Consider the following 22,087-nt stretch of genomic DNA (forward strand, 5'->3'; position numbering starts at 1 on the left):
TGCTCTAATGTGCCGCCAGCCGAACGGAGGAAGCCAATGAAGAACACGATTGCCAGGCTCGCGGGCGCGCTGCTCGCGCTCGCGCTCACCACCGGCTTCGCCGCAGCGCAGAGCAAGGTCACCATCGCGGTCGGCGGCGGCTCCTGCCTGTGCTATCTGCCCACGGTGCTGGCCAAGCAGCTCGGTGAGTACGAGAAAGCCGGCGTCAATGTCGACCTCGTCGACCTCAAGGGCGGCTCGGACGCGCTCAAGGCCGTGCTCGGCGGCAGCGCGGACGTCGTCTCCGGCTATTTCGACCATTGCGTCAACCTCGCGGCCAAGAAGCAGGAGTTGCAGGCTTTCGTGGTCTATGATCGCTATCCCGGCCTCGTGCTGGTGGTTGCGCCCTCGCATACCAACGAGATCAAGTCGGTGAAGGATCTGGCCGGCAAGAAGGTCGGCGTCAGCGCGCCCGGCTCCTCGACCGATTTCTTCCTGAAATATCTCCTGAAGAAGAACGGCCTCGATCCCGCCGGCACCGCCGTGATCGGCGTCGGCCTCGGCGCGACTGCGGTCGCGGCCATGGAGCAGGGCCAGATCGATGCGGCCGTGATGCTCGATCCCTCCGTTACCGTGCTCCAGGGCAGCCACAAGGACCTGCGTATCCTCAGCGACACCCGCACGCAGAAGGATACGCTCGAGACTTTTGGCGGCGAGTATCCGGGCGGCGCGCTGTATTCGACCGCGGCCTGGGTCGCCGGTCACGAAAAGGAGACGCAGGCGCTGACCAATGCGATCCTGAACACGCTCGCCTGGATCCATTCGCACTCGCCGGAGGACGTCATGGCGAAGATGCCGGAGGAGATGGTCGGCAAGAACAAGGAGCTTTATCTCGCAGCGCTGAAGAACACGATCCCGATGTTCTCGGAAACAGGCAAGATGGATCCGAAAGGTGCGGACGCCGTGCTCGCGGTGTTCAGCGTCGGCTCGCCCGAGGTTGCAAATGCCAAGATCGACGTCAGCAAGACCTTCACCAACAAGTTCGTCGAGCAGGCCAAGAAGACCACAGGGATGAATTCCAAGTAGTGCGGCCAAGCAGTATTGCCGAGCAATTGACGTGAAGCGCTGATATGCAGGTGTCATGACGGCTCCGATCATTCATCGCGTCACGACGCTCGATCTCATCGTGCGATCGCAGGCGTGGCCGTTCGCGCAAGAACGGCACGCCGAGATCGCGGCGCATTTTGCCGAGAAGCAGCGCGAACGGCCAAAGCTGTGGAATGGTCGTGTGCTGATCGGCCGCGATCCCGTAGTCGATCAAGATCGTTTCGCAGCGAGTTATTTCGAGACTGATTTCGCAAGCTTTCTCGCCTGGCGCGACTGGGGATTTCCCGACAAGGCCGTGTTCAACGGCTTTGGCATGGGCGCGCTCCGCGCCTCGGACGGAGCCTTCGTGCTGGGCGTGATGGGCGAACATACGGCGAATGCCGGGCGCATCTATTTTCCGTCGGGCACGCCGGACCTCGATGACGTCAAGGACGGCGCGCTCGACATCCCCGGCAGCGTGGTGCGTGAGATCGAGGAGGAGACCGGGCTCACGGCCGCCGACTATCAGGCGGAAGCGCACTGGCATTGCGTGGTGTCGGGACCCGCGATCGCGCTTATTCGGGTTCTGGACCTGAAGCTGCCGGGCGACGCGATTCGCGACCGGATCGAGGCCAACCTTGCCGCCCAGGAGCATCCCGAGCTCGCCGGCATTCACCTGGTCTACGGGAGCGGCGATCTGACGCCGACCATGCCGCGGTTCGTCACGGCCTTCATCGAGCAGCAGTTCGCCGCACGCTGACGCATCGAGCCCGCGACGCTATTCGGCTTGACATCGCATCTCCCAGCCCATGTGATGGGCAAAAATGTAAAAGCAAGAAGACTGCAATGCACAATCCTCCAGGGAGGTTTTGATGCGCATGCGCATGACTGCCCGTTTGGTACGTCACTTGGTACATGGGCTGATGGTCGCGATCGCGGCGACGGGTCTGGCGGCGCCTGCCCAGGCTCAGGATAAGAAGATCAAGATCGGCGTGATTTTTGACCTGACCGGCCCGCTCGCCGGCGGCGGGTCCGAGCTCGAATATATCGGCACCAAGATCATTCTCGACCAGTTCGCAAAGACCGGCGTCGAGGGCTACAAGATCGAGGCCGTCTACGCCGACGCGCAGAGCAAGCCCGACGTCGCCATCAACGAATCCGTCCGCCTGCTCGAGCAGGAAAAGGTGGACATGGTGCTCGGCTTCTTCTCCTCTGCGCAATGCGTGCCGGTCGCGGCCCGCGTCGAACAGCTGAAGAAGTTCATGTGGATGACGACCTGCATCTCGTCCGCCGTGTTCGCCGACAAGAACTACAAATACGTGTTTCGCCCGCAGGCAAGTGGCGACCAGTTCGGCATGATGACGATGGACTTCATCGCGCAGAATTCGAAGGAGAAGCTCGGCAAGGAGCCGAAGGATCTTCGCGTCGCCATCATCCACGAGGACGGCGCCTACGGCGTGGACGTCGCCAAGGGCAACGAGGCCGGCGCCCGGAAGGCCGGCTTCAACGTCGTGCTGAAGGAGGGTTACTCCGCAACTGCGCCCGACCTTTCCGCGCTGGTCACGAAGCTCAAGCGCGCCAAGCCCGACGTGATTTTCCACACCGGCTACAATCCCGACATCACGCTCCTGCTTCGCCAGGCGCGAGAGCAGGGCCTGAAGTTCGCCGCGCTGATGGGCCATGGTGCCGGCTACGGCGTCTATGAGAAGCTGAAGGAGGGCATGGGCGCCGACGCCAACTACATCTTCAACACCGATCCGATCTCGATCTGGCTCGCCAATCAGAAGACCATGGATCCGAAGCTTGCGCCCGTGATCAAGATGGTCGGCGAGGAGTTCGACAAGGTCAAGCCGGGCGTCGCCATCCGTTCCGCCCATGTCGGGATCGGCGCCTCCAACACCTACGTCTTCATGGCGGACGTTCTGCCGCGCGCGATCAAAAAGTATGGCGGCATCGATCCCGATGCGTTGCGCAAGGCGGCGCTGGATACCGACATACCCGAAGGCGGCACCATGCTCGGCTTCGGCGTGAAGTTCTATGGCGAGGGCACGCCGATGGCGGGCCAGAACGAGCGATCGTTCCCTGTCGTGATCCAGTATCTCGACGACAAATCCTATGTGGTGTGGCCGAAGAGCCAGGCGCAGCGCGAGGCCGTGCTGCCGCTGCCGAAGGGCTCCACCTACAGCCACCAGTAGCGCGAGACGCGGGGGAGGGATGCGGTGCTGGAAGTTCGCGGGCTGGTGAAACGTTTTGGCGGCTTCACGGCCGTCAACAACGTCTCCTTCAAGGTCGATCAGGGCGAGATCCTCGGCCTGATCGGCCCCAACGGCTCGGGCAAAAGCACCATCTTCAACATGCTCTCGGGCACGCTTACCCCAACCGCGGGCTCGATCGTGTTCGCAGGGGCCGAGATCGCGGGGCTCGCGCCGCATCGGATCATCAATCGCGGCATCGGCCGCACCTTCCAGATCCCGCGGCCGTTTCGCCGCCTGACGATCTTCGAGAACGTCGCGCTCGCCGGCTACTACGGACAAGGTCGCCACAGCCGCGCTGAGGCCGAGCAGGCAGCCGAGCGCGCGCTCGCCATGGTTGGTCTGCCGACCGATCGGCATGCGAGCGTCGATGGCCTTGGTGCCGCAGGGCTCAAGAAGCTCGAACTGGCAAAGGCGCTTGCCACGGGACCAAAGCTGCTGCTTGCCGATGAAAGCCTCGGCGGCCTTGATGAAGCCGAGATGGATCAGGCTGCCGACATGCTGCGAAAGATCCGCGACGATCTCGGCGTCACCATCATCTGGGTCGAGCATATCATGGGCGTGTTGATGCGCGTGGTCGACCGCGTGATGGTGCTCGATCACGGCGAGAAGATTTCGGAGGGGCTGCCGAGCGCTGTCGCCAGCGACGTACGGGTGATCGAGGTCTATCTCGGGACCGACGCCGAGACCACGCAAGCCGCGGCGGCGGAAGCGCGCCGCCGCGCCGGAGGGTAGGTCATGCTGGAGCTTCGATCCGTCGATGCCGGCTACGGCAGCTTTCAGGCGCTGTTCGGCGTCAATCTCGAGGTCAAGGCCGGCGAGGCGGTCGGCGTGATCGGCCCGAACGGCGCCGGCAAGACCACGCTGATGCGTGTGATCTCGGGCCTTATCCGTCCGGCGCGCGGATCGATCAAAATGGAAAGCGTCGATGTCCTGACGACGCCGGCACACCGCATCGTCAGTCTCGGAATCGCGCATGTGCCCGAGAACCGGCGGCTGTTTCCGCAACTTTCGGTCGATGACAATCTCAAGATGGGCGCCTTCACGAAGGAGGCGCGCCACAAATATGCCGAGCGGCTCGGGATCGTCTTCGAGCTGTTTCCGCGCCTGAAGGAGCGCCGCCACCAGATGGCGGGCACCATGTCGGGCGGCGAGCAGCAGATGTGTGCGATCGGGCGCGCGTTGATGTCCGATCCAAAACTTCTGCTGCTTGACGAGCCCTCCGCGGGCCTCGCCCCGGTGGTCGTGCAGCAGGTGTTCGAGCTCGTGAAGCGGATTCGCGCGAGTGGGCTGACGGTTCTGATCGTCGAGCAGAACGTGCAGCAGGTGCTGCGCGTGGTCGACCGCGCTTATCTGATCGAGGCCGGCACGATCCGCAGCTCAGGCAGTTCGGCCGAGATGCTGGCGAGCGACACGGTCAAGGAAGCTTATCTCGGGGTGTGAGGGGCGGACGGGCGCATGCAGGCATTTCTAGACATCTTCGACATCTATCTGCTGGAGGCCGTGATCAACGGCATTCTGCTCGGTGGCGTGCTGGCGCTGCTTGCGCTCGGACTGAATCTGATCTTCGGCGTCATCGACGTGACCTGGATCTGCTATGCCGAGCTCGTGATGATCGGCATGTACGCCATGTATTTCATGGTGCAGTACTACGGCATCAGCTACTTCATTGCCGCGCCATTCACCATCCTGCTGGTCGCGCTGCTTGGTGCGGCGCTGCACTATCTCGTAATCGCGCCGCTGCTGACCGCGCCGCCGATCAACCAGTTGCTCGCAACCGGCGGCGTGCTGTTCGTGCTCCAGAGCTTTGCCACCGTCGCCTTCGGCATCGATTTCCGCAATCTCGGCATCCGCCTGCCCGTACTCACCCTCGGCGACATGAATTTCAGCTATGCCCGGCTGTTGTCCTTCATCGCGGCGCTGGTCGGCATGGTCGCCGTCTATCTGTTCATGACGCGTACCTTCACCGGCACGGCGATCCGCGCCATCTCCCAGGACCGCCAGATCATGGCGCTGATGGGCGTCGATACGAAGAGGATCTACATCATCACCTCCGCGCTTGGCGGCGCGCTCGCTGGCCTCGCCGCCTGCCTCCTGGTGCTGCAATATGACGTGCATCCTTTCGTCGGCCTGTCATTCGGGCCGATCACCTTCCTGATCTGCGTGCTCGGCGGCCTCGGTAATTTCATCGGCGGCTTCATCGCCTCCTTCGTCTTCGCCGAGATCATCTCGCTCGGCGGCCTGTTCTCAGACCTCGAATGGGGCTACGTGCTGGCGTTCGCCTTCTTCATCGTCATGATGTTCATCCGGCCCGCCGGCCTGCTAGCGAGGCGGCGATGACGAGGAGGGCGCGGCTTGCTGCATGGACAGTCGGGCTTGCAGCACTCGTCGTGCTACCGTTCGTCTATCGCGATCCCTATCACCTGCATATCCTGGTGCTGATCCTGATCTGGTCGTTCGCCTACACATCATGGTCGATGATGGGGCGGTTCGGCCTGGTGTCGCTCGGCCATGGCGGCTTCATGGGGATCGGCGCCTATGTCACGGCGCTGTTGTGGAACCATTTGGGTTTGTCGCCCTGGATCGGCATCCCCATCAGCATGGTTGCGGCCGGTGCGCTGGCGCTTGTCGTCGGCTACCCCTGTTTCCGCTTTCGGATCACCGGGCACTATTTCGTTCTGGTGACCCTGGCGCTGTCAGGCATCGTGCTCCAGGTCATTACCGCCACGCGCGACTGGACCGGCGGCTCGCTCGGCTATACGCCCAACCGCGCGACGGGCAACAGGCTTTGGGCGCTCCAGTTTGATGACAAGACGACCTGGTATCTTGTCGCGCTTGCGGTCTGGTTCGCAGGACTGGTGGTCTGGCACTGGATCGATCGGAGCATGAGCCGCTACGCGCTGGAGGCGATCTCGGAGGATGAGGACGCTGCGGCCGCCGCCGGCGTCGACGTCACCGCGGAGAAGCTGAAGATCACGTTGACCAGCGCCCTGATGACGGCGCTAGCCGGCGCGATCTACTGCCAGTACCAGATGTTCATCACCCCCGACACCGTGAGCGGCATCGCCGTGTCGCTCCAGATGGTGTTCGCAGCCATCGTCGGCGGCCTGTTCGTCTCCCTTGGGCCGACGGTCGGCGCCATCATCACCATCCTGCTCGCCGAAAGCTTGCGCATCGGATTTGGAACCAAGGCCGTAGGCTGGGACAACCTCGTCTATGGCGTGCTGCTCGTCCTCTTCATCATATTCCTCCCCAGGGGCATTCTTGGTAGCCTGCTCGAACGATTGAAGCCGCTACGCAAACCATCTCCGAGCTCATGAACAACAAACCCTCAAAAGCGCCCGCCGCAGAGCTCGCCCGGTTCATCACGCCCTTCCGTTACGATGGTTCGGGCAAGTTTCACCTGAAGGAGCACAAGACGAACGAGAAGGGCGGCCTCGACAAGGACGAGGGGCAGGAGATCCTCGAGGCCAACAAGAAGCATCTCGCGGACTTCCAGGAGAAGCTTTATGCGCAGGACCGCTGGTCGGTGCTGATCATTTTCCAGGGCATGGATGCCGCCGGCAAGGACAGCGCGATCAAGGCATTGTTCGAGGGCATCAATCCGCAGGGCTGCGAGGTCACCGCGTTCAAGCAGCCGACCAGCCACGAACTCGACCATGATTTTCTCTGGCGCCACGTGGTCGCACTGCCGGAGCGAGGCCATATCGGCATTTTCAACCGGTCCCATTACGAGGAATGCCTGGTGACCCGCGTGCATCCGGAGATTCTCGCCAAGGAGAAGCTGCCGCCGCGCCTCCTCACCAAGAGCATCTGGCGCGAGCGCTTCGAGGACATTTCCGCCTTCGAGCGCTACCTCGCGCGCAACGGCACCGTGGTCCTGAAATTCTTCCTCAACCTGTCCCGGGAAGAGCAGCGCCAGCGCTTCCTCGATCGGCTGGAGGATCGCTCCAAGCAGTGGAAATTCTCGATGGACGACATCAAGGAGCGTGCGCTGTGGCCGCGCTACCAGGCAGTGTATCAGGACATCGTCCGGCACACCGCGACAACCCATGCACCCTGGTATGTCGTGCCCGCCGATCACAAATGGTTCGCGCGCGTCGTCATCGGGTCCGTCATCGTCGCCGCGCTCGAGCGGCTCGATCTGCGATTTCCCCGTGCCGACAGGGCCTCCCTGCGTGAGTTCGAGGCGGTGCGGGAAGCTCTGGAGCGTGAAGCCAAGGGAGGCAGCAGGCGAAGGTGAGGGGCAACGGCAGCAAGAATGTGAAGAACGTCAACTTCGCGCTGCAGGGCGGCGGGGCGCACGGCGCGTTTGTGTGGGGCGTGCTCGACTTCGTGCTGGAGGACGGAAGGCTCGCCATCGAAGCAATCAGCGCGACCAGCGCCGGCGCGATGAATGCGGTGGCGATGGCCTCGGGCATGGCGATCGGCGGCGCCGATGGCGCGCGGGAGAACCTCCGTCAGTTCTGGTACGAGGTCTCGCGCATGGACATGGTGTACGACTTCTTTTCGCCCCTCAACCAGTGGATCCAGGCGCTCAAGCTGCCGCCGGAATACCATCCGGTTCACGCCTTCATCCACACCTTGACCCACACGGTGCCGCCGAACCTGCTCAATCCCTTTCATTTCAATCCGCTGCGCGCGCTCCTGCAACGCGTCGTCGACTTCGACCGGCTGAACTCATCAGCGGAGGCCCCGCAGCTCTTCCTCAACGCCACCAACGTCCGGACCGGCAAGATCAAGGTGTTCCAGACGCCGCTGCTGAGTGCGGACGCCGTGCTCGCCTCGGCCTGCCTGCCGCCCTATTTCCAGGCGGTCGAAATCGACGGCGAGCACTATTGGGACGGCGGTTATCTCGGCAATCCCGCGATCTTTCCTCTGATCTATCGCAAGGGCAGCCACGACGTCATCATCGTGCAGGTGACTGCGATCCGGCGCGACGAGCTGCCGGCGAGCGCGGCCGACGTGCTCCACCGCATCAACGAGATCAGCTTCAATTCATCATTGATGCGCGAGATGCGCGCGATCGCCTTCGCGACGCGGCTGATCGACAATGGCGAGCTCGATAAGGAGACGCACAGCCGCATGTACATGCACTGGATCGGCAACGATCAGTTGATGTCGCAGCTCGGGACTGCTACGCAATTCCACCCGGAATGGAGCCTGTTGTGCCGGTTGCGCGACGAGGGCCGCGAGGCGGCGCGAAGCTGGCTCGACAGGCACTTTGACCAGATCGGCAATACTTCGACGGCCGACCTGACCGAGATGTTTCTCTGAGCCCTCGAGAAGTTACTCCGGTCAATAGCCGCGGCCCCACCAGGAGCAGAAACGCTCGACGTTGGCGGCGAGGCCGGTCTCGTAGTTCGCCGTCGACACAAACGCCGGCGGAACCAATTTATTCCGATGGGAACATGTGCGCGGGCGCTTCACATTTGCTCGCTCCGCCACCCTTACTGCTTGACAGTTTTATGGCACGGGAGGAGCATGAAATTCGTCGCCCAGCGCGACACATGCATAACGTTCATATCATGAGCAAGGGGAGGTCTATGACACCACCTCCGCAGATCCAGCCGCGTTAAGTGCGATGGAGCTCGTTCGGACTATCGCATAGCGGCAAAAACCGCGAACGGCACGCCGGGTCAAGGTTAAGCGGGCCGCATCAGTGAGGCATGGCCCCTTACCTTCCCGGCGCTGTATTTTTGGGTCTTGCCCATCCATCATCGCAAAGAACTTCTGCACGTTTGTCAGCACATAGGTGTCGGGCGGATGGAGTTGGTCCTGCCGGGCGTGGTCATGCATGCGCTGGCGGGTCCGGAGTCTGCCACCGGCGTCGGCGACACGTCGATCTGACGCTTCAGCGCTCATCAATCGCCGAGTGATCGGGAAGATTCCGGTTCGCAGAGGTGTCGACGGTGAAGCTGCGATAGCCGAAGCTCGTGCCGCTTTGCGCAGCAACAGGCCAAGCCCCGAGCATGGTGGCCGCCGCCGAGAGCACGTACCGGCGCCGTGATCTCATGATATTGCCCCCTGTTGCCGCCGCTATCTGACTTGCGGCATTGGCTGCGCCGCAGTTCCCGATTCATGCGTCGCAACAAATGCCAAGAGAAAGTCGCCGCGATGGCAAACTTCCGACACAGGATCGGGGCGAATAGCGATGATCCGACATGACTCGTACACAAGGCGGTGCCGGTTCTGACACCGCCTTAGCTATTTCTGGGGACTCTTCGTGTCGCAAAGGCTGTCTTCGGCGCTTCTCGCTGCCTGCGTCTTCCTCGCGATCTCAGCTTGTCCCGGTGCACGCGCCGAACCGGCGCCACCTGCGACCGGCAGTGCTGCGACGCTCTCCCCAGAGCAGGCCCGGCGCGCGCTGGACACGCTGCAGGACGATCAGAAGCGTGCGCGGATGATCGATACGCTGCGCGCAATCGCCAGTGTGCCGGATCAGCCGCAGGCCACGACACCCGCGCCCCAGCAGAAGCCGGCGGCTTCGCTGTCGGCCGACGGCCTCGGCGCGCAGCTTCTGCTGACGGTCTCCGAAGAGATCGGCGAGATCTCGCGTCAGGTCGCCGACGTGGCGCGGACGCTCACGCATTTTCCGACGTTCTACTACTGGATCGTGCGGACGGCGAACGATCCCGCCGCCTACGATCTGTTGATCGAGATTGCGTGGAAACTGGCGCTGGTGTTCGGTTGCGCCTTCTGGGCCGAGTGGCTGATTTTCCGCCTGATCAGGCGTCCGGTCGCATTCCTAGAGGCGCGCGTGCCGCAGCCTCTGCGCGTGCCCACGCAGGCGTCTCCGATCATCGAACCGCCGTTGTCCGTGGCCGCCGAGCCTGAGCTGCATCGCCGCCGTGCCAGTCTGGCTCGGGCCTGGCAGCTCCTGCTCCGTTTGCCCTTCGTGCTCTGCCGCCTCACGATCGAATTGCTTCCGGTGTTCGTCTTTGTCGGCATCGCAACGACGTTGCTGGGCACCGAGATCGGCGAGCCGGCAACCGTCCGCCTGGTCATCCTCGCCGTCGTCAATGCCTACGCATTCTCGCGCGGATTCATCTGTCTGATCCGGGCGCTCGCCGGACCTTTCGGCCTCTTTCCGGTTCGCGCCGAGACCGCGGCCTATATCGAGATCTGGGCGCGGCGCATCGTCGGCGTCGGCGTGTCCGGCATCGCCCTTGCCAATGTGGCGCTGCTGCTCGGCCTGCATCGGGCCGGCTATGCGGCCTTGCTGCGCATGGTCCTGCTGATCGTGCATCTCTTCATCGTGGTCATCATCCTGCAATGCCGCCGCCAGGTCACTGACGCCATTCGCGCGCCGGCCGGCCGGCAAGGTCTTGCGGCAAGGGTGCGCAATCGCGTTGCCGGCATCTGGCACTATCTTGCGATTGCACTCGATCTGGCCTTGTGGGCGGTCTGGGCGCTCAACATCCACAACGGCTATTCGCTGCTGCTCCAGTATTTCGTCGGCACCATCGCGGTTGCGCTGATCACGCGCGTCGCAATCATGGTGACGCTGAGCCTGATCGACCGCGGCTTCCGCATCAATCCGGAGATCCTCCAGCGCTTTCCGGGCCTGGAGATCCGCGCCAACCGCTATCTGCCCCTACTGCGCAAGATCGTCTCGGGCATCATCGCCTTTATCGGCTTCGTGGCCGCGCTGGAGGTCTGGGGCGTGGATGCCATTGTCTGGTTCTATGGCGGTCAGATCGGCAGCAGGCTGCTGTCCGCGGTCGCGACCATCGGCATTGCCGCGGGAATCGCGGCGGCGATCTGGGAGGCCAGCAACGCGTTGATGGATCGGCAGATCAATGTCCTGTCGCGCGACGGCCATTATGCCCGTGCGGCGCGTCTGCGCACGTTTCAACCGATGCTGCGGACGGCGTTGCTCTGCCTGATTGCGACGGTCGTCGGTCTCACAGCGCTCAGCGAGATCGGCGTCAATGTCGCTCCTCTCCTGGCGGGGGCCGGCATCGTCGGTATCGCCATCGGCTTCGGCTCGCAAAAGCTGGTGCAGGATCTCATCACCGGCCTGTTTCTTCTCCTGGAGAACACGGTCCAGGTCGGCGATACCGTCAGTGTGTCCGGATTGACGGGCGTGGTCGAGAACGTCTCGATCCGCACTCTTCGCCTGCGCGCCGGAGACGGATCGCTGCACATCGTGCCGTTCAGCGCGGTGACCACCATCACAAATTCGAGCCGCGGCGCTGGAAATGCATCCGTCAGCGTCAATGTCGCCTATAAGGAGGATACCGATCGCGCCGGACAGATCCTCAAGGACATCGTCGATGAAATGCGGCGGGAGCCGGAATTCCGCGCCGCGATCCGCGGCGATCTCGAGCTCTGGGGCATCGATAAGGTGGATGGTTCGATGGTGTCGATCGTCGGCCAGATCCGTTGCACCGACAGCGGCCGTTGGCCGGTTCAACGCGAGTTCAATCGCCGCATGAAGCTACGCTTCCAGGAAAACGGAATCGAGATTGCCTCGTCCACCCAAACCATCCTGATGCAGATTGCCGCGCCGGTCGATGCGGCCTCGAACCTGACCTTACGGCGGGTGACCGGCTGATTTTCCTGCTTGCCTCCCGTCGCGGCCCATCACGCTCGGGGTGCCGTTCGCGGCGGAGCCGACCGACACGCCGGCGCGGATTCTCTCAGAGCGGATGGCGGCCGATCTTCACGCAACGAACGTGGTCGGCGCCCGGCGCCGGCGCGCATGTCGCCGGCGTGCGCGGCGTTAAATGTTGCGGCCGGCGCGATCCAGCGGCGGTCTGCATCATTCTTCCTCACGCGTGCGCGTCGCTGCGGTGCGAGATCACAATCAGGTCTGGACCTGCAACGTCCTTGATCTCACTCGAAGGGTGGCCGACAATGTTCGTTCTTACATAAGAAACTCTTGGGGGAATTCGTGAATAGACCTGACCGCGTCAGCGCCCACTCAACGCCTTCCAGCTCGCCGCGTGGCATGACGCTGCTCCGCGATCCCTTGCTCAACAAGGGCACCGCTTTCACCGAACAGGAGCGTGACGCGCTCGGCCTGCGTGGCCTCTTGCCGCCTTGCGTGCTGACGATGCAGGACCAGGCGGAGCGCGTCCTGATCAACTTACGCAATCTTCCGAGCGACCTCGAGAAGTACGTTGCGTTGAATGCGTTGCATGATCGCAACGAGGCGCTGTTCTTTCGCGTCGTCTGCGACAATATCGATGAGATCCAGCCGCTGATCTACACGCCGACGGTCGGGCTCGCCTGCCAGAAATACGGTCTGATCTTCCAGCGTCCGCGCGGCATGTTCATCTCCTCGCGCGACCGCGGCAAGATTGCCGAACTGCTGGAGAACTGGCCCTATCCGGCGAAGCTGATCGTGGTGACCGATGGCGAGCGGATCCTCGGGCTCGGCGACCTCGGCGCCAACGGCATGGGCATCCCGGTCGGCAAGCTCTCGCTCTATTCGGCCTGTGCCGGCGTGCATCCGGAGCAGTGCCTGCCGATCCTGCTCGACGTCGGTACCAACAATGAGGAGCTGTTGGGCGATGCCTATTATCTCGGTTTGCGCGAACGCCGCCTCACGGGCGAAGCCTATGACAGTCTCGTCGACGAGTTCATGCAGGCCGCGCGCAAGACGTTTCCGGGCGTGCTGATCCAGTTCGAGGATTTTGCCAACCATTCGGCGTTCAAGCTTCTGCACAAATACCGGGACGAGGCCTGCGTCTTCAACGACGACATCCAGGGCACGGCGGCGGTGGCGCTTGCCGGCCTATTCTCGGCGCTGCGCGTCAGCGGCGGCAAACTCAGGGATCAACGCATCCTGTTTCTGGGCGCGGGCGAGGCGGCGACCGGCATCGCCGATCTCGTGGTCTCGGCGATGATGGCCGAGGGCACGTCCGAAGCCGAAGCGCTCGGGCGCAACTGGCTGGTCGATTCCCGCGGTCTCGTCGTCAAGGGTCGCGCCGGCCTGTCCGGTCACAAGCTGCGCTACGCCCACGACCATGAGCAGATTGCCAACTTCCTTTCCGCAATCGAAACGCTGAAACCGACCGCGATCATCGGCGTGGCGGCGGTCGGCGGTGCGTTCACGCCAGACGTACTCAAGGCGATGGCGAGGCTCAACGCGCATCCGATCGTGTTCGCGCTCTCCAACCCGACCTCGAAGGCGGAGTGCTCCGCCGAGGACGCCTACCGCTACACCGAGGGCCGCGCGCTGTTCGCCTGCGGCAGTCCCTATGATCCGGTGACGCTGGGCGGCAGGACTTTCGTCCCGCGCCAGGGCAACAACTCCTACATCTTCCCGGGTGTCGGCCTGGGCGTGATCGCCAGCCGGTCGCGCCTGGTGACCGACGAGATGTTCATGGCTGCTGCGCACTCGCTCGCCGATTGTGTCGGCAAGGACGATCTCGACCAGGGCAGCCTCTATCCGGCGCTGCCACGCATCCGCGAGGTCTCCGCCCGGATCGCGGCCGCCGTCGCGCAGGTCGCCTATCAGCGCGGCCTTGCGGAAGGGCCCACGCCCAATGACGTGATGGGCCTCGTCCGATCGCAAATGTACGAGCCGCATTACTGACGGTGCCGCCCGTCCCCGCGACCGGATCGTTAGCGCCACGGCACCATTGCCATTGCTCAGCCCGATCGTATATGCGACGATCTGTAGCGTTACAAGAAATTCTCAAGGTCAGACACAATGGACGATCGTTTGCCCGAACTGGGCGACCTCGAGCGCGAGGTCATGCAGTTGGTCTGGGCTCACGGGCCGGTAACGGCCGAGGCCGTGCGAGAGCGGCTGCCGCGTCGTCTCAAGGAGTCGACGGTCCGCACCGTCCTGCGCCGGCTGGAGGAAAAAGGTTACGCGCGGCACACTGTGGACGGACGCACCTATGTCTACCAAGAGGTCGAGCCCCGCGCGCGCGTCGCGGCCAAGGCCGTCCAGCGCATCGTCGACGGGTTCTGCAACGGCTCGATCGAGGAGGTGCTGGTCGGCATGGTCGATAATGCGATGCTCGATCAGCAGCAGTTGCGCACGCTGGCCGACCAGGTGGCCAAGGCGAAAAAGGTGAGGGGAGTGAAGAAAGAATGATCGCAACTCTGGCGGAGGCGGCGCTGCGCTCCTTTTGTACTGGGAGGCGTCGTCTGTTGGTCTTTATCTCTTTCGCGTGCGCAATCCACACGTGCACGTGACCGCTTGGGTGGTCGTGCTGCTGGCCTCGCTCGCGATGCCGTTGGTGATGCACTGGCCGACGCTCACCATCACCCGTCTGCCGCTGCCGGTGGCAGCACCAGATGATCTCTGGCCGGGCTGCCAAGCCGATGGGCGGCGCCCGAGTGGAGTGCGCGTCAGCGGCGACATCGGCGGTCCGGATCGACCACAACGGCGATGGCGCAAGCTTTACTGGCGTGAGATCGCGCGGCTCTTCACGGAGAACGCCGTACGCGAGGTGCGGCGCGAGGCGCACGCGCTGTTCCGGCCGGAATCGCCTGGCTGACGTCGGCGCGATCGCACGCCATGTCCCGATTCGGGGCAGGCAGCCACTGTGATTGAATCGCAACAGCGCGGGCGAAACTGCACCGGCCTCCGGGCGGCTCCTTTTCTGACAAGGTTCTGCCTCCATTGACCGACGGACTAGGGGCCGGTCGGAGGCGCGTAATCATGTCTCGCTTCGAATGTGCCAGAACCGTTCACCAGATCGGCGCAAGCCGAGGTTCCCGCGGGCAGGCCGCCCGCCTTGTCCTCGCCGTTATCGGTGCCGCATCGCTCGCAGCCTGTGCGCAATCGCCGGTGGCGCGGCAGAAATCCGAGTTTGCGACCGCAAGCAGGCAGGCGGTGGCCGAGCGCCATCGCGAGCCGCGAAAGCTCGCCGGCGTGTACGCGCGGCCGCGGCACCGTTCGCCGGTGCGGGCGGTCGAGACACACACGGCCTCGCAGGGCGTCGCAAGCTTCTACTCGGATGATCAGGAGACCGCGAGCGGGGAGAAGTTCGACAAGCGCGAACTCACCGCCGCCCATCCTACACTGCCGTTCGGCACGCGCCTGCGCGTGACCAACGTCTCCACCGGCCGCTCGGTGACGGTCCGCGTCAACGACCGCGGACCCTATGTCCGCGGGCGCGTCGTCGACGTCTCCTATTCGGCCGCGGAGGCGCTCGGCATGATCAACAAGGGCGTCGCCAACGTGAAGCTCGACGTGATGCAGTAGGCGCCCGTCGCCGGAGACCAGAACTGCGTGATCGCATCCGCATAGCGAGCTTAACCGGCTGTTAGTGTCGCTTAAGCACCATGGCGGCACACAATCTCGACGGTTCGGGGAGGGCGCGTGAACACGATCCAGTATCTTGAGGACCAGGCTGCGCGTGCCGAGCGGCTGGCGAAACGGATCACGGATACGCGCACGGTCGAGAAATTGTTGTCCTTCGCAGGCGATCGTCGCCGCGAGATCGAGGCGATCGTCGGCAAGCGCCGGCAGGCTTGATCATCCCGATACTGTTTTCCTGCATTCGGCCATGCCATCTGGCCAGGAACTTCTCTTTGCGTCCGGCGTCATGTCCGTGATGAAGAGGAGGAGAGAATCATGGGATTTGGAAGAGGTGCATTGCTTTGGCTGCTCGGCGTTCCCCTGCCGATCATCCTGCTGTTAGCGTTGTTCTGGCACCATTGAGGGTGCCGACGGAAAAAGCGCCGCGATGCGGCGCTTTTTTCATGTCGGTGTTGCCGAACATTTGGCGAGCGATCTAACGCATCGCGCTTTAGCGTGCCGCAAGCTGCGCGCGAAGTGCCGCGTGCAGGCCGGGTGAGCTGCAGGAGCTCGCGCAGATGTGGCGCTCGACGAAGTCCCGGAGATGGTCGGGCAGGTCGGTGCCCTCGATGTCGCAGCGGGATTGAATTTCAAGAGCGACGTCGGCCGAGATGTCCTTGACCCAGTGCTCGAGCGTGTTGAACGAAATGACCCGTACGGGATCGCTGAAGCAGCCGGCGATGAACTCGCCGATCGCCTGGTCGAGATCCGCACGCTCGATGCGGATTTCCCTGGCGCCGCCAATCTGGTCGATCACGACGAACAGTGTCTGATCCGCGCCATAGGGCACATCGAGGGATGACGGGACGGCTTCGAGCATCGTGGGCAACTCACGCCTTCGCTTCGCATCACCATCAACGGGAAAACGCAGAAAATTGTTCCTCGCGATGTTCGTTCGTCGTCGTGCGGCACCTAGAGAAATTCGCGCAGCCGGGACAGCTCGGCGATGTGATCGGGCGAGAGAATCTGCGTCACCAGTGGCGGTTGTGGCGACGTATGGATTTGATAGAGGTGCCTGGTTGCCTGCGGCTTCTCCATGAAGGCCGTGATGCATCGGTCCAGCGTGTCTTCGAGCACGAGGTAGGTCTCCCGGTCCTCGCGCCGTTGGTTTCCGAGCGAGGGCCATTTGCGCAAGCACGCGGCTGCGCCGAAGTTCACTTTGGATTCTGAAGACATCTGCCCCTGCTGCGCGCTCACGCAAAAAGAACCCCAGCACGCATGGTCGCGTGCCGGGGCCCACACCTATCGCTGCATCTCAATGCCACGCCGTCACAACGCTGGCGCCTAAGATTCGTTCCCCGTCGACGAAGCCATTTTTGACCACATCCGCGGATCCTGACCGGTGAAGGCCCACAGCTCACGTTACCAGGAGCCACCGGCAGTCAGCTCGCGGCGGCCGCGATCTTGTGCGCGGGCGGCGCGTGACCGCGGCTCGCGTCATCGCTACGCCGTGCCTCGGGCGGAAGGCCGGCGAAGCGGCGCAAGGTGTCCGCCATCTGCACCCTTCCACTGACGCCCGTGACGACCACGTCGACCATGGTGAAGGACGAATGGAAATGGCCGCGCGCCTGCAACTGCTCGACCGGAACGCCCGCAGCTGCGAGCGCGTCCGCATAGGCGATGCCTTCGTCGCGCAAAGGATCGAACTCGCAAGTCACCACGAACGCCGGCGGCAGGCCGGCGACCTCGCCGCGCAGCGGCGAGACGCGCGGATCGGTGCGCTCGGCCGGCGAGCAGTAGATGTCCCAGAACCAGTACATCAGCGAGCGCGTCAGGAAGTAGCCGACCGCATTTTGCTCATAGGACGGACGGTCGAACGTGCAGTCGGTCACCGGGCACACCAGAAGCTGGCCGGAGATCTGCGGGCCTCCACGATCGCGCGCGAGCTGGCAGGTGACGGCCGCGATATTGCCGCCGGCACTCCAACCCGCGACCAGCACCGGGCCGGGCGTGCCGCCGAGCTCGGCCGCATGGGCCGCGACCCAGCGCGTCGCCGCATAGCCGTCCTCGGCGGCCGCCGGGAAGCGGTGCTCCGGCGCATGCCGATAGCCGACGCTGACGAAGATCATGCCCGTGCGCCGGCACATGTCGCGGCAGAACGGGTCGTCGGACTGCTCGTCGCCGAGCACCCACCCGCCGCCGTGGAAATAGACCACGATCGGGTGCGGCCCCGGCGTCGCCGGCCGATAGAGGCGATAAGGCAGCAGACCGTCAGCGCCATCGAGCGTGCCATCGACGACCTCGCCGACCGGCCGGCCTGCGGGGCGGGCCTTGTTGAAGTCGTTGACGAAGGCGCGCGCACCCAGCGCGCCCATCGATTCGATCGGCGGCAGGTTCAGCTGCGCCAGCATACCCAGCACGATGCGCACGTCCGGCTGTAGGCGCACGACCTCGCCGTCATTGCACTGCGCAGCGACCTCTGGCCCGGTGAGCCTGAAGCCGAGCATGCCGCGGGCAACGATCTCGTCACAGATGCTGCGGTAGGGGCCAACGCCGCCGGTATAGGGCATCAGGCCCTGCACCTTGCCGGGAACATTGGCGCCCGTGTACCAGGTGTTGGCGAGCCGATGCAGCGTCAGCATCGAGCAGTCGGCCATGTGCTGTCCCCATCCGGCCTGCGCTGTCTCCGTCGCCTCGATGGTGGTGAAGCCGGCGTCGCGAAGTGCAGCCAGGCGCTCGACCACCCAATCGACGTGCTGCTCGATCGATACCGCCATGTTCGACAGCACCGACGGGCTGCCGGGTCCCGTGATCATGAAGAAGTTGGGGAAGCCCGCCACGGTCAGGCCGAGATAGGTCTGCGGCCCGTCCGCCCAGACGTCGGACAGCGATTTGCCGCCGCGGCCGGTGATCGGATGCACGGCCCGGATCGCGCCAGTCATGGCATCGAAGCCGGTCGCGAACACGATGGCATCCACGTCGAAGCTGCGCTTGTCGGTGGTGATGCCGTTGGCGGTGATCGCCTTGATCGGCTCTTGCCGCAGATTCACCAGCGTCACGTTGGGCCGGTTATAGGTCGCATAATAGTTGGTATCGAGGCAGGGCCGCTTGGCGCCGAACGGATGATCGTGCGGTGTCAGGGCTGCGGCGACCTCGGGGTCTTTCACCGCTTCCCGGATTTTTTCGCGGATCAAGTCGGCAACCAGCCCGTTGCCGTCGACATCGACGGCCTGATCGGCCCAGAGCTGACTGAGGATGTGGACGAGGTCGCCGGCGGCCCACGCCTTCTCAAAGCGCGCGCGGCGCTCGGCCTCGGTCAGTTGCCAGCTTACGTCCATCTGTTGCGGATAGGGAACGCCGGCCATCGACCGGCGCGCCTGCTCGCGATAGGCGGCGCGATTCTCTTGCAGCAGGCCGAGGCGGTCCGCCGGCGCGGGACCGTTGTGGGCGGGCAGCGCGAAATTCGGCGTGCGCTGGAACACGGTCAAATGAGCAGCCTGCTCGGCGATCATCGGGATCGACTGGATGCCTGAGGAGCCGGTGCCGATCACGGCGACGCGCTTGCCGGAGAGATTGACGCCGTCATGCGGCCAGCGCCCAGTGAAATAGACCTCGCCCTTGAAATCCTTGACGCCGTCGATTTCAGGCGGCTTCGGCGCGGAGAGACAGCCTGTCGCCATGATGTAGTGGCGGCAGGAGACAACCGGGCCGTTGCTGGTCGTGAGCTGCCAGCGTTCGGTGGCCTCGTCCCACTTCGCTTCCGTGACCTTGGTCTTGAAGCGGATGTCGCGCCGCAGATCGTAGCGATCGGCGACGAAACCGAGATAGCGCAGGATTTCCGGCTGGGTCGCGTATTTCTCCGACCAGGTCCAGGCCGTCTCGAGCTCCGGATCGAACGTGTAGCTGTAGTCGATGGTCTGAATGTCACAACGTGCGCCGGGATAACGATTCCAGTACCAGGTGCCTCCGACATCGTCGGCCTCTTCCAGCGCGACCGTCGTCAGGCCCGCCTTGCGCAGGCGGTGGAGAAGATAGAGACCGGCAAAACCTGCGCCGACCACGGCGACGTCTACTTGTTGGGCTTTCCGGATGGCCTCCGAAGCAGGTGCTGCAACCATTGCCTCAGCCATGCGATTATCCTCCCGAGCATTTTGCTTTGTCGACAGGCTATCGCCGCAGCGGTGGTTTGTCATCAGCGCGTAGTTCAATCTTGGGTAGCTGGAAATCGAAGCGCAGCGTACGCCGCGGCGCAGCAACCGCCGGGAGCGCTTGATTTTTCGACGCAATCACGCTGTTGTTCCGCCGATGCCGAGTCCGCGCCGTTGCTCTCGGAGAAAAGGCTCTCAACGTTTGAAGGACCGAGGCTCCCACGAAACGCCATGAAGAAGCTGAGCGAGCGAACCAAGGCGAACATGGACGTGGTGCTGGAGGAAACCTGCCGCCAACTGCCGCATGGCGGTGATCACGACAGCCGCCGGTTCATTGCCGAGCGCTTGATCAAGGCGGCAGAAGCCGGGCATTCCACGCTCGGAGAGCTGGGCATCGTCGCGCGCCGCGCGCTCGCGGAGCTGACGGGCAAGCATGGCTAACGCGCAAGCGTGGGGAACGTCTCTGGATCACGCGCCGTGTGCAAACTGCCGGGCTTGCCGAGCCGCATGTTGCCGACGTAACTTGGCCTCGAGCTTCTCGCGCATTGAGATTTCGCCGATGCGGTCCTTGCTGGCGCTCGCTGCGGCTTCGATGGTCCTGGGGCAGGTCGGCCTGGCTGCGGCCCAGCTGGCCGGGCAATACCCGTTTGCCTTGACGCATGAAGGCCAGATGCTCGGCGCCGTCGAAGGCGAGGTGTCCTCTTTCAAGGGACTGGCGTACGCGGCCGCGCCACTCGGGCTGCTCCGATGGCGCGCGCCGGAGGCGCTTCCCGAAAGCTCGGAGATGCGGACCGCCTACGATTTCGGTCCGGCGTGCCTGCAGCCTGCGATGCCGCATGCGAGCGAGGATTGTCTGACGTTGAACGTCTTCCGACCGTTCGGCGTCGATGGACCGCTGCCGGTGATGGTTTTCTTCCATGACGGCGGCTTCGTCACGGGCACAGCGAATGATCCCTTGTTCGATGGCGCCAAGCTTGCGCAGGCCGGCATCATCGTCGTGACGGTGAATTATCGTCTCGGCGTGTTCGGCTGGCTTGCGCATCCCGCGCTCGCCGTGAATGCGCCCGACGGCTCAAGCGCCAATTACGGCATGATGGACCAGATCCAGGCGCTGCGCTGGGTTCATGACAACGCCGCCGCATTCGGCGGAGATCCCAACAACGTCACGCTGTTCGGTTCTGGTTCCGGCGCGACCTCGATTGCCCTTCTGATGCTTTGCCCGCAGGCACGCGAGTTGTTTCACAAGGCGATCTTGCAGTCGCTGCCCGCGCGTGAAGGCGTGGCGTCGCTGCAAGAGGCTGAGGGCGTTGGCCAACGCGTGTTCTCCCTGGTCGCGCGCGACAGGAGTACGTCTGATCCGCGTGCGTCGGATACGAGAATGCTGCTCGCGGCCGAGACCCTGCTGTTCGCCAAATCCGCGCGCAGCTTCGGCCCGGTGCTGGACGGACGGCTCGTGACGGAAGACATCGCGAGCGGCTTCGGTGCCGCACATGAAAGCCCCATTCCGCTGATCATCGGCTCGAACGAGGACGAGACGAGTTTTGTCGGCGAGCCCGATCTAAAGGAGGAGCTCCGCCTCGCCCGTGAATCCGCCGATCGATTGAAGGCGCTCTATCCCGGCATTTCCGGCAAGCCTGCGGAGCTTGCCGCCCGGCTGTATACGGACCGGGTCTTCACCGAGCCCGCGCGGTTCCTCGCGCGTCTGCACGCGGCGACCGGCGCGCCGACCTACCGCTATCGCTTCTCCTACATAGGCGAAGCCCAGCGAGCGAACGGCGATGGCGGTCACGGACGGGAATTGCAGTTCATCTTCGGCGCCCAGGGCGTGCCGGGCGCGAGCCCGTTTACGCGCGCCGACCGCGAGCTTGCGGGTCAGTTGCGCAGCTACTGGACCAATTTCGCGAGGAGCGGCGATCCCAACGGGCCGGGCCTGCCGCGTTGGGATGCGACATCGCAGGGCGAGCGGTTGCTTCAGATATCGAACGATCGGGTCTCGAGCGGGGACGATCCCTGGTCGGATCGCCTGGATCGCCTTGAACGGCGCAGCCCCAAAGGTTGAGCGAAGGGACGAGCCAAAAGCCTACGCCGCGAGTTCGACGCGGGGCGCGGCGGTCAATTTCTCTTCCTCCAGGAAGTCCATCGCGCCGTCCTTCTCGACGGCGTAGCACTGCCGGCCTTCCCTCGACACGTAGACGGCGCGGACGACCCCGCGGCGACCCTTGTCACTGTTGACGACATCCCCCAGCGCAAACTTTGCCATCTTGCTTCCCGCAAAAACCAACCGGTCGAGTGCTTCGACCCGGGCGCGGATTTTGGAAGGCAAATCGTTAACGACTTGCTAACCACGTGTGTTTCCCTATGCTCGCCGCCGAAAAGCGCGTAAGCCTAAAGCGCGATGAGATTGGGATGAA

21 protein-coding genes and 2 pseudogenes are annotated in these 22,087 nt (G+C 63.8%); 18 read left to right on the top strand and 5 right to left on the bottom strand.

The features are described 5' to 3' along the window. The first annotated feature begins 36 nt into the window (after positions 1-36). The 9 genes and pseudogenes from QA640_RS12540 to QA640_RS12580 all read left to right on the top strand — a co-directional run bounded on the left by QA640_RS12540 (position 37) and on the right by QA640_RS12580 (position 8,594). Positions 37-1,065, top strand: coding sequence for an ABC transporter substrate-binding protein (locus QA640_RS12540; protein WP_283040934.1), 1,029 nt, complete (start codon positions 37-39; stop codon positions 1,063-1,065). Positions 1,066-1,120: 55 nt separating this feature from the next. Beyond that, complete coding sequence (locus tag QA640_RS12545) at positions 1,121-1,825, top strand: NUDIX hydrolase (protein WP_283040935.1); 705 nt, start codon at positions 1,121-1,123, stop codon at positions 1,823-1,825. Positions 1,826-1,937: 112 nt separating this feature from the next. Then, positions 1,938-3,260: an ABC transporter substrate-binding protein gene (locus QA640_RS12550; RefSeq protein ID WP_283040936.1), complete on the top strand. Its 1,323-nt coding sequence runs from the start codon at positions 1,938-1,940 to the stop codon at positions 3,258-3,260. A gap of 24 nt (positions 3,261-3,284) precedes the next feature. Further along, the gene (locus QA640_RS12555) at positions 3,285-4,052 is read left to right on the top strand and encodes an ABC transporter ATP-binding protein (protein WP_283040937.1); all 768 of its coding nucleotides are present in this window, start codon (positions 3,285-3,287) and stop codon (positions 4,050-4,052) included. 3 nt (positions 4,053-4,055) lie between these two features. Continuing rightward, positions 4,056-4,760, top strand: coding sequence for an ABC transporter ATP-binding protein (locus tag QA640_RS12560; RefSeq protein ID WP_283040938.1), 705 nt, complete (start codon positions 4,056-4,058; stop codon positions 4,758-4,760). 15 nt (positions 4,761-4,775) lie between these two features. Then, a complete protein-coding gene (locus QA640_RS12565) occupies positions 4,776-5,657 on the top strand; it encodes a branched-chain amino acid ABC transporter permease (protein ID WP_283040939.1) in 882 nt (293 codons plus the stop codon). Then, positions 5,654-6,662, top strand: a pseudogene (locus QA640_RS12570) (branched-chain amino acid ABC transporter permease); the annotation flags it as partial. The gene QA640_RS12565 and the pseudogene QA640_RS12570, both read left to right, overlap by 4 nt. Next, positions 6,634-7,560: a polyphosphate kinase 2 family protein gene (locus tag QA640_RS12575; RefSeq protein WP_283040941.1), complete on the top strand. Its 927-nt coding sequence runs from the start codon at positions 6,634-6,636 to the stop codon at positions 7,558-7,560. The pseudogene QA640_RS12570 and the gene QA640_RS12575, both read left to right, overlap by 29 nt. Further along, positions 7,557-8,594 (top strand): patatin-like phospholipase family protein, encoded by a 1,038-nt coding sequence (locus tag QA640_RS12580; protein ID WP_283040942.1) that lies wholly within the window; start codon positions 7,557-7,559, stop codon positions 8,592-8,594. The genes QA640_RS12575 and QA640_RS12580 overlap by 4 nt, the downstream gene beginning before the upstream one ends. 577 nt (positions 8,595-9,171) lie before the next feature. Here QA640_RS12580 and QA640_RS12585 read toward each other — a convergent pair. Next, a complete protein-coding gene (locus QA640_RS12585) occupies positions 9,172-9,333 on the bottom strand; it encodes a hypothetical protein (protein WP_283040943.1) in 162 nt (53 codons plus the stop codon). 210 nt (positions 9,334-9,543) lie between these two features. Between QA640_RS12585 and QA640_RS12590 the strand changes: the two genes are divergently transcribed. From QA640_RS12590 to QA640_RS12620, 7 genes and pseudogenes are all read left to right on the top strand, one after another. Further along, entirely contained in the window at positions 9,544-11,877 is a 2,334-nt protein-coding gene (locus tag QA640_RS12590; RefSeq protein ID WP_283040944.1) for a mechanosensitive ion channel domain-containing protein, read from the top strand. Positions 11,878-11,893: 16 nt separating this feature from the next. Next, a pseudogene (locus QA640_RS12595) lies at positions 11,894-11,995 on the top strand (tripartite tricarboxylate transporter substrate binding protein BugD); the annotation flags it as partial. Between the two features lie 278 nt (positions 11,996-12,273). Beyond that, entirely contained in the window at positions 12,274-13,866 is a 1,593-nt protein-coding gene (locus QA640_RS12600) for an NAD-dependent malic enzyme (protein WP_283042780.1), read from the top strand. A gap of 117 nt (positions 13,867-13,983) precedes the next feature. After that, positions 13,984-14,376 carry a BlaI/MecI/CopY family transcriptional regulator gene (locus tag QA640_RS12605; protein ID WP_283040945.1) on the top strand — a complete coding sequence of 131 codons (393 nt, stop codon included), beginning with the start codon at positions 13,984-13,986 and terminating at the stop codon, positions 14,374-14,376. 91 nt (positions 14,377-14,467) lie between these two features. After that, on the top strand, positions 14,468-14,782 hold the full coding sequence (locus QA640_RS12610; protein ID WP_283040946.1) for a hypothetical protein: 315 nt from the start codon (positions 14,468-14,470) through the stop codon (positions 14,780-14,782). Between the two features lie 164 nt (positions 14,783-14,946). Further along, a complete protein-coding gene (locus QA640_RS12615) occupies positions 14,947-15,492 on the top strand; it encodes a septal ring lytic transglycosylase RlpA family protein (protein ID WP_283040947.1) in 546 nt (181 codons plus the stop codon). A gap of 117 nt (positions 15,493-15,609) precedes the next feature. Then, positions 15,610-15,765 (top strand): hypothetical protein, encoded by a 156-nt coding sequence (locus QA640_RS12620; protein ID WP_283040948.1) that lies wholly within the window; start codon positions 15,610-15,612, stop codon positions 15,763-15,765. Between the two features lie 274 nt (positions 15,766-16,039). Here the strand turns inward: QA640_RS12620 and QA640_RS12625 are convergent, their stop codons facing one another. The 3 genes from QA640_RS12625 to QA640_RS12635 all read right to left on the bottom strand — a co-directional run bounded on the left by QA640_RS12625 (position 16,040) and on the right by QA640_RS12635 (position 19,658). Further along, a complete protein-coding gene (locus QA640_RS12625; RefSeq protein ID WP_283040949.1) occupies positions 16,040-16,408 on the bottom strand; it encodes a hypothetical protein in 369 nt (122 codons plus the stop codon). Positions 16,409-16,500: 92 nt separating this feature from the next. Then, positions 16,501-16,764 (bottom strand): hypothetical protein, encoded by a 264-nt coding sequence (locus tag QA640_RS12630; RefSeq protein WP_283040950.1) that lies wholly within the window; start codon positions 16,762-16,764, stop codon positions 16,501-16,503. Positions 16,765-16,970: 206 nt separating this feature from the next. Further along, a complete protein-coding gene (locus tag QA640_RS12635) occupies positions 16,971-19,658 on the bottom strand; it encodes an alpha/beta hydrolase fold domain-containing protein (RefSeq protein ID WP_283040951.1) in 2,688 nt (895 codons plus the stop codon). A 249-nt stretch (positions 19,659-19,907) separates the two neighbouring features. Between QA640_RS12635 and QA640_RS12640 the strand changes: the two genes are divergently transcribed. Beyond that, positions 19,908-20,117 (top strand): hypothetical protein, encoded by a 210-nt coding sequence (locus QA640_RS12640; RefSeq protein WP_283040952.1) that lies wholly within the window; start codon positions 19,908-19,910, stop codon positions 20,115-20,117. A 118-nt stretch (positions 20,118-20,235) separates the two neighbouring features. Further along, positions 20,236-21,735 carry a carboxylesterase family protein gene (locus tag QA640_RS12645; protein WP_283040953.1) on the top strand — a complete coding sequence of 500 codons (1,500 nt, stop codon included), beginning with the start codon at positions 20,236-20,238 and terminating at the stop codon, positions 21,733-21,735. Positions 21,736-21,756: 21 nt separating this feature from the next. Here the strand turns inward: QA640_RS12645 and QA640_RS12650 are convergent, their stop codons facing one another. After that, positions 21,757-21,936, bottom strand: coding sequence for a hypothetical protein (locus tag QA640_RS12650; protein WP_283040954.1), 180 nt, complete (start codon positions 21,934-21,936; stop codon positions 21,757-21,759). Positions 21,937-22,087 lie beyond the last annotated feature (151 nt).

Origin of the sequence: Bradyrhizobium sp. CB82 (assembly GCF_029714405.1) — a bacterium.
Lineage (GTDB): Bacteria > Pseudomonadota > Alphaproteobacteria > Rhizobiales > Xanthobacteraceae > Bradyrhizobium.

What these genes read in the sequence shown, in the direction of transcription:
- QA640_RS12540 (WP_283040934.1), top strand. Translation starts at nt 37, where the DNA reads ATGAAGAACACGATTGCCAGGCTCGCGGGCGCGCTGCTCGCGCTCGCG.
- QA640_RS12545 (WP_283040935.1), top strand. Translation starts at nt 1,121, where the DNA reads ATGACGGCTCCGATCATTCATCGCGTCACGACGCTCGATCTCATCGTG.
- QA640_RS12550 (WP_283040936.1), top strand. Translation starts at nt 1,938, where the DNA reads ATGCGCATGCGCATGACTGCCCGTTTGGTACGTCACTTGGTACATGGG.
- QA640_RS12560 (WP_283040938.1), top strand. Translation starts at nt 4,056, where the DNA reads ATGCTGGAGCTTCGATCCGTCGATGCCGGCTACGGCAGCTTTCAGGCG.
- QA640_RS12565 (WP_283040939.1), top strand. Translation starts at nt 4,776, where the DNA reads ATGCAGGCATTTCTAGACATCTTCGACATCTATCTGCTGGAGGCCGTG.
- QA640_RS12575 (WP_283040941.1), top strand. Translation starts at nt 6,634, where the DNA reads ATGAACAACAAACCCTCAAAAGCGCCCGCCGCAGAGCTCGCCCGGTTC.
- QA640_RS12585 (WP_283040943.1), bottom strand. Translation starts at nt 9,333, where the DNA reads ATGAGATCACGGCGCCGGTACGTGCTCTCGGCGGCGGCCACCATGCTC.
- QA640_RS12600 (WP_283042780.1), top strand. Translation starts at nt 12,274, where the DNA reads ATGACGCTGCTCCGCGATCCCTTGCTCAACAAGGGCACCGCTTTCACC.
- QA640_RS12605 (WP_283040945.1), top strand. Translation starts at nt 13,984, where the DNA reads ATGGACGATCGTTTGCCCGAACTGGGCGACCTCGAGCGCGAGGTCATG.
- QA640_RS12615 (WP_283040947.1), top strand. Translation starts at nt 14,947, where the DNA reads ATGTCTCGCTTCGAATGTGCCAGAACCGTTCACCAGATCGGCGCAAGC.
- QA640_RS12625 (WP_283040949.1), bottom strand. Translation starts at nt 16,408, where the DNA reads ATGCTCGAAGCCGTCCCGTCATCCCTCGATGTGCCCTATGGCGCGGAT.
- QA640_RS12630 (WP_283040950.1), bottom strand. Translation starts at nt 16,764, where the DNA reads ATGTCTTCAGAATCCAAAGTGAACTTCGGCGCAGCCGCGTGCTTGCGC.
- QA640_RS12635 (WP_283040951.1), bottom strand. Translation starts at nt 19,658, where the DNA reads ATGGCTGAGGCAATGGTTGCAGCACCTGCTTCGGAGGCCATCCGGAAA.
- QA640_RS12640 (WP_283040952.1), top strand. Translation starts at nt 19,908, where the DNA reads ATGAAGAAGCTGAGCGAGCGAACCAAGGCGAACATGGACGTGGTGCTG.
- QA640_RS12645 (WP_283040953.1), top strand. Translation starts at nt 20,236, where the DNA reads ATGCGGTCCTTGCTGGCGCTCGCTGCGGCTTCGATGGTCCTGGGGCAG.
- QA640_RS12650 (WP_283040954.1), bottom strand. Translation starts at nt 21,936, where the DNA reads ATGGCAAAGTTTGCGCTGGGGGATGTCGTCAACAGTGACAAGGGTCGC.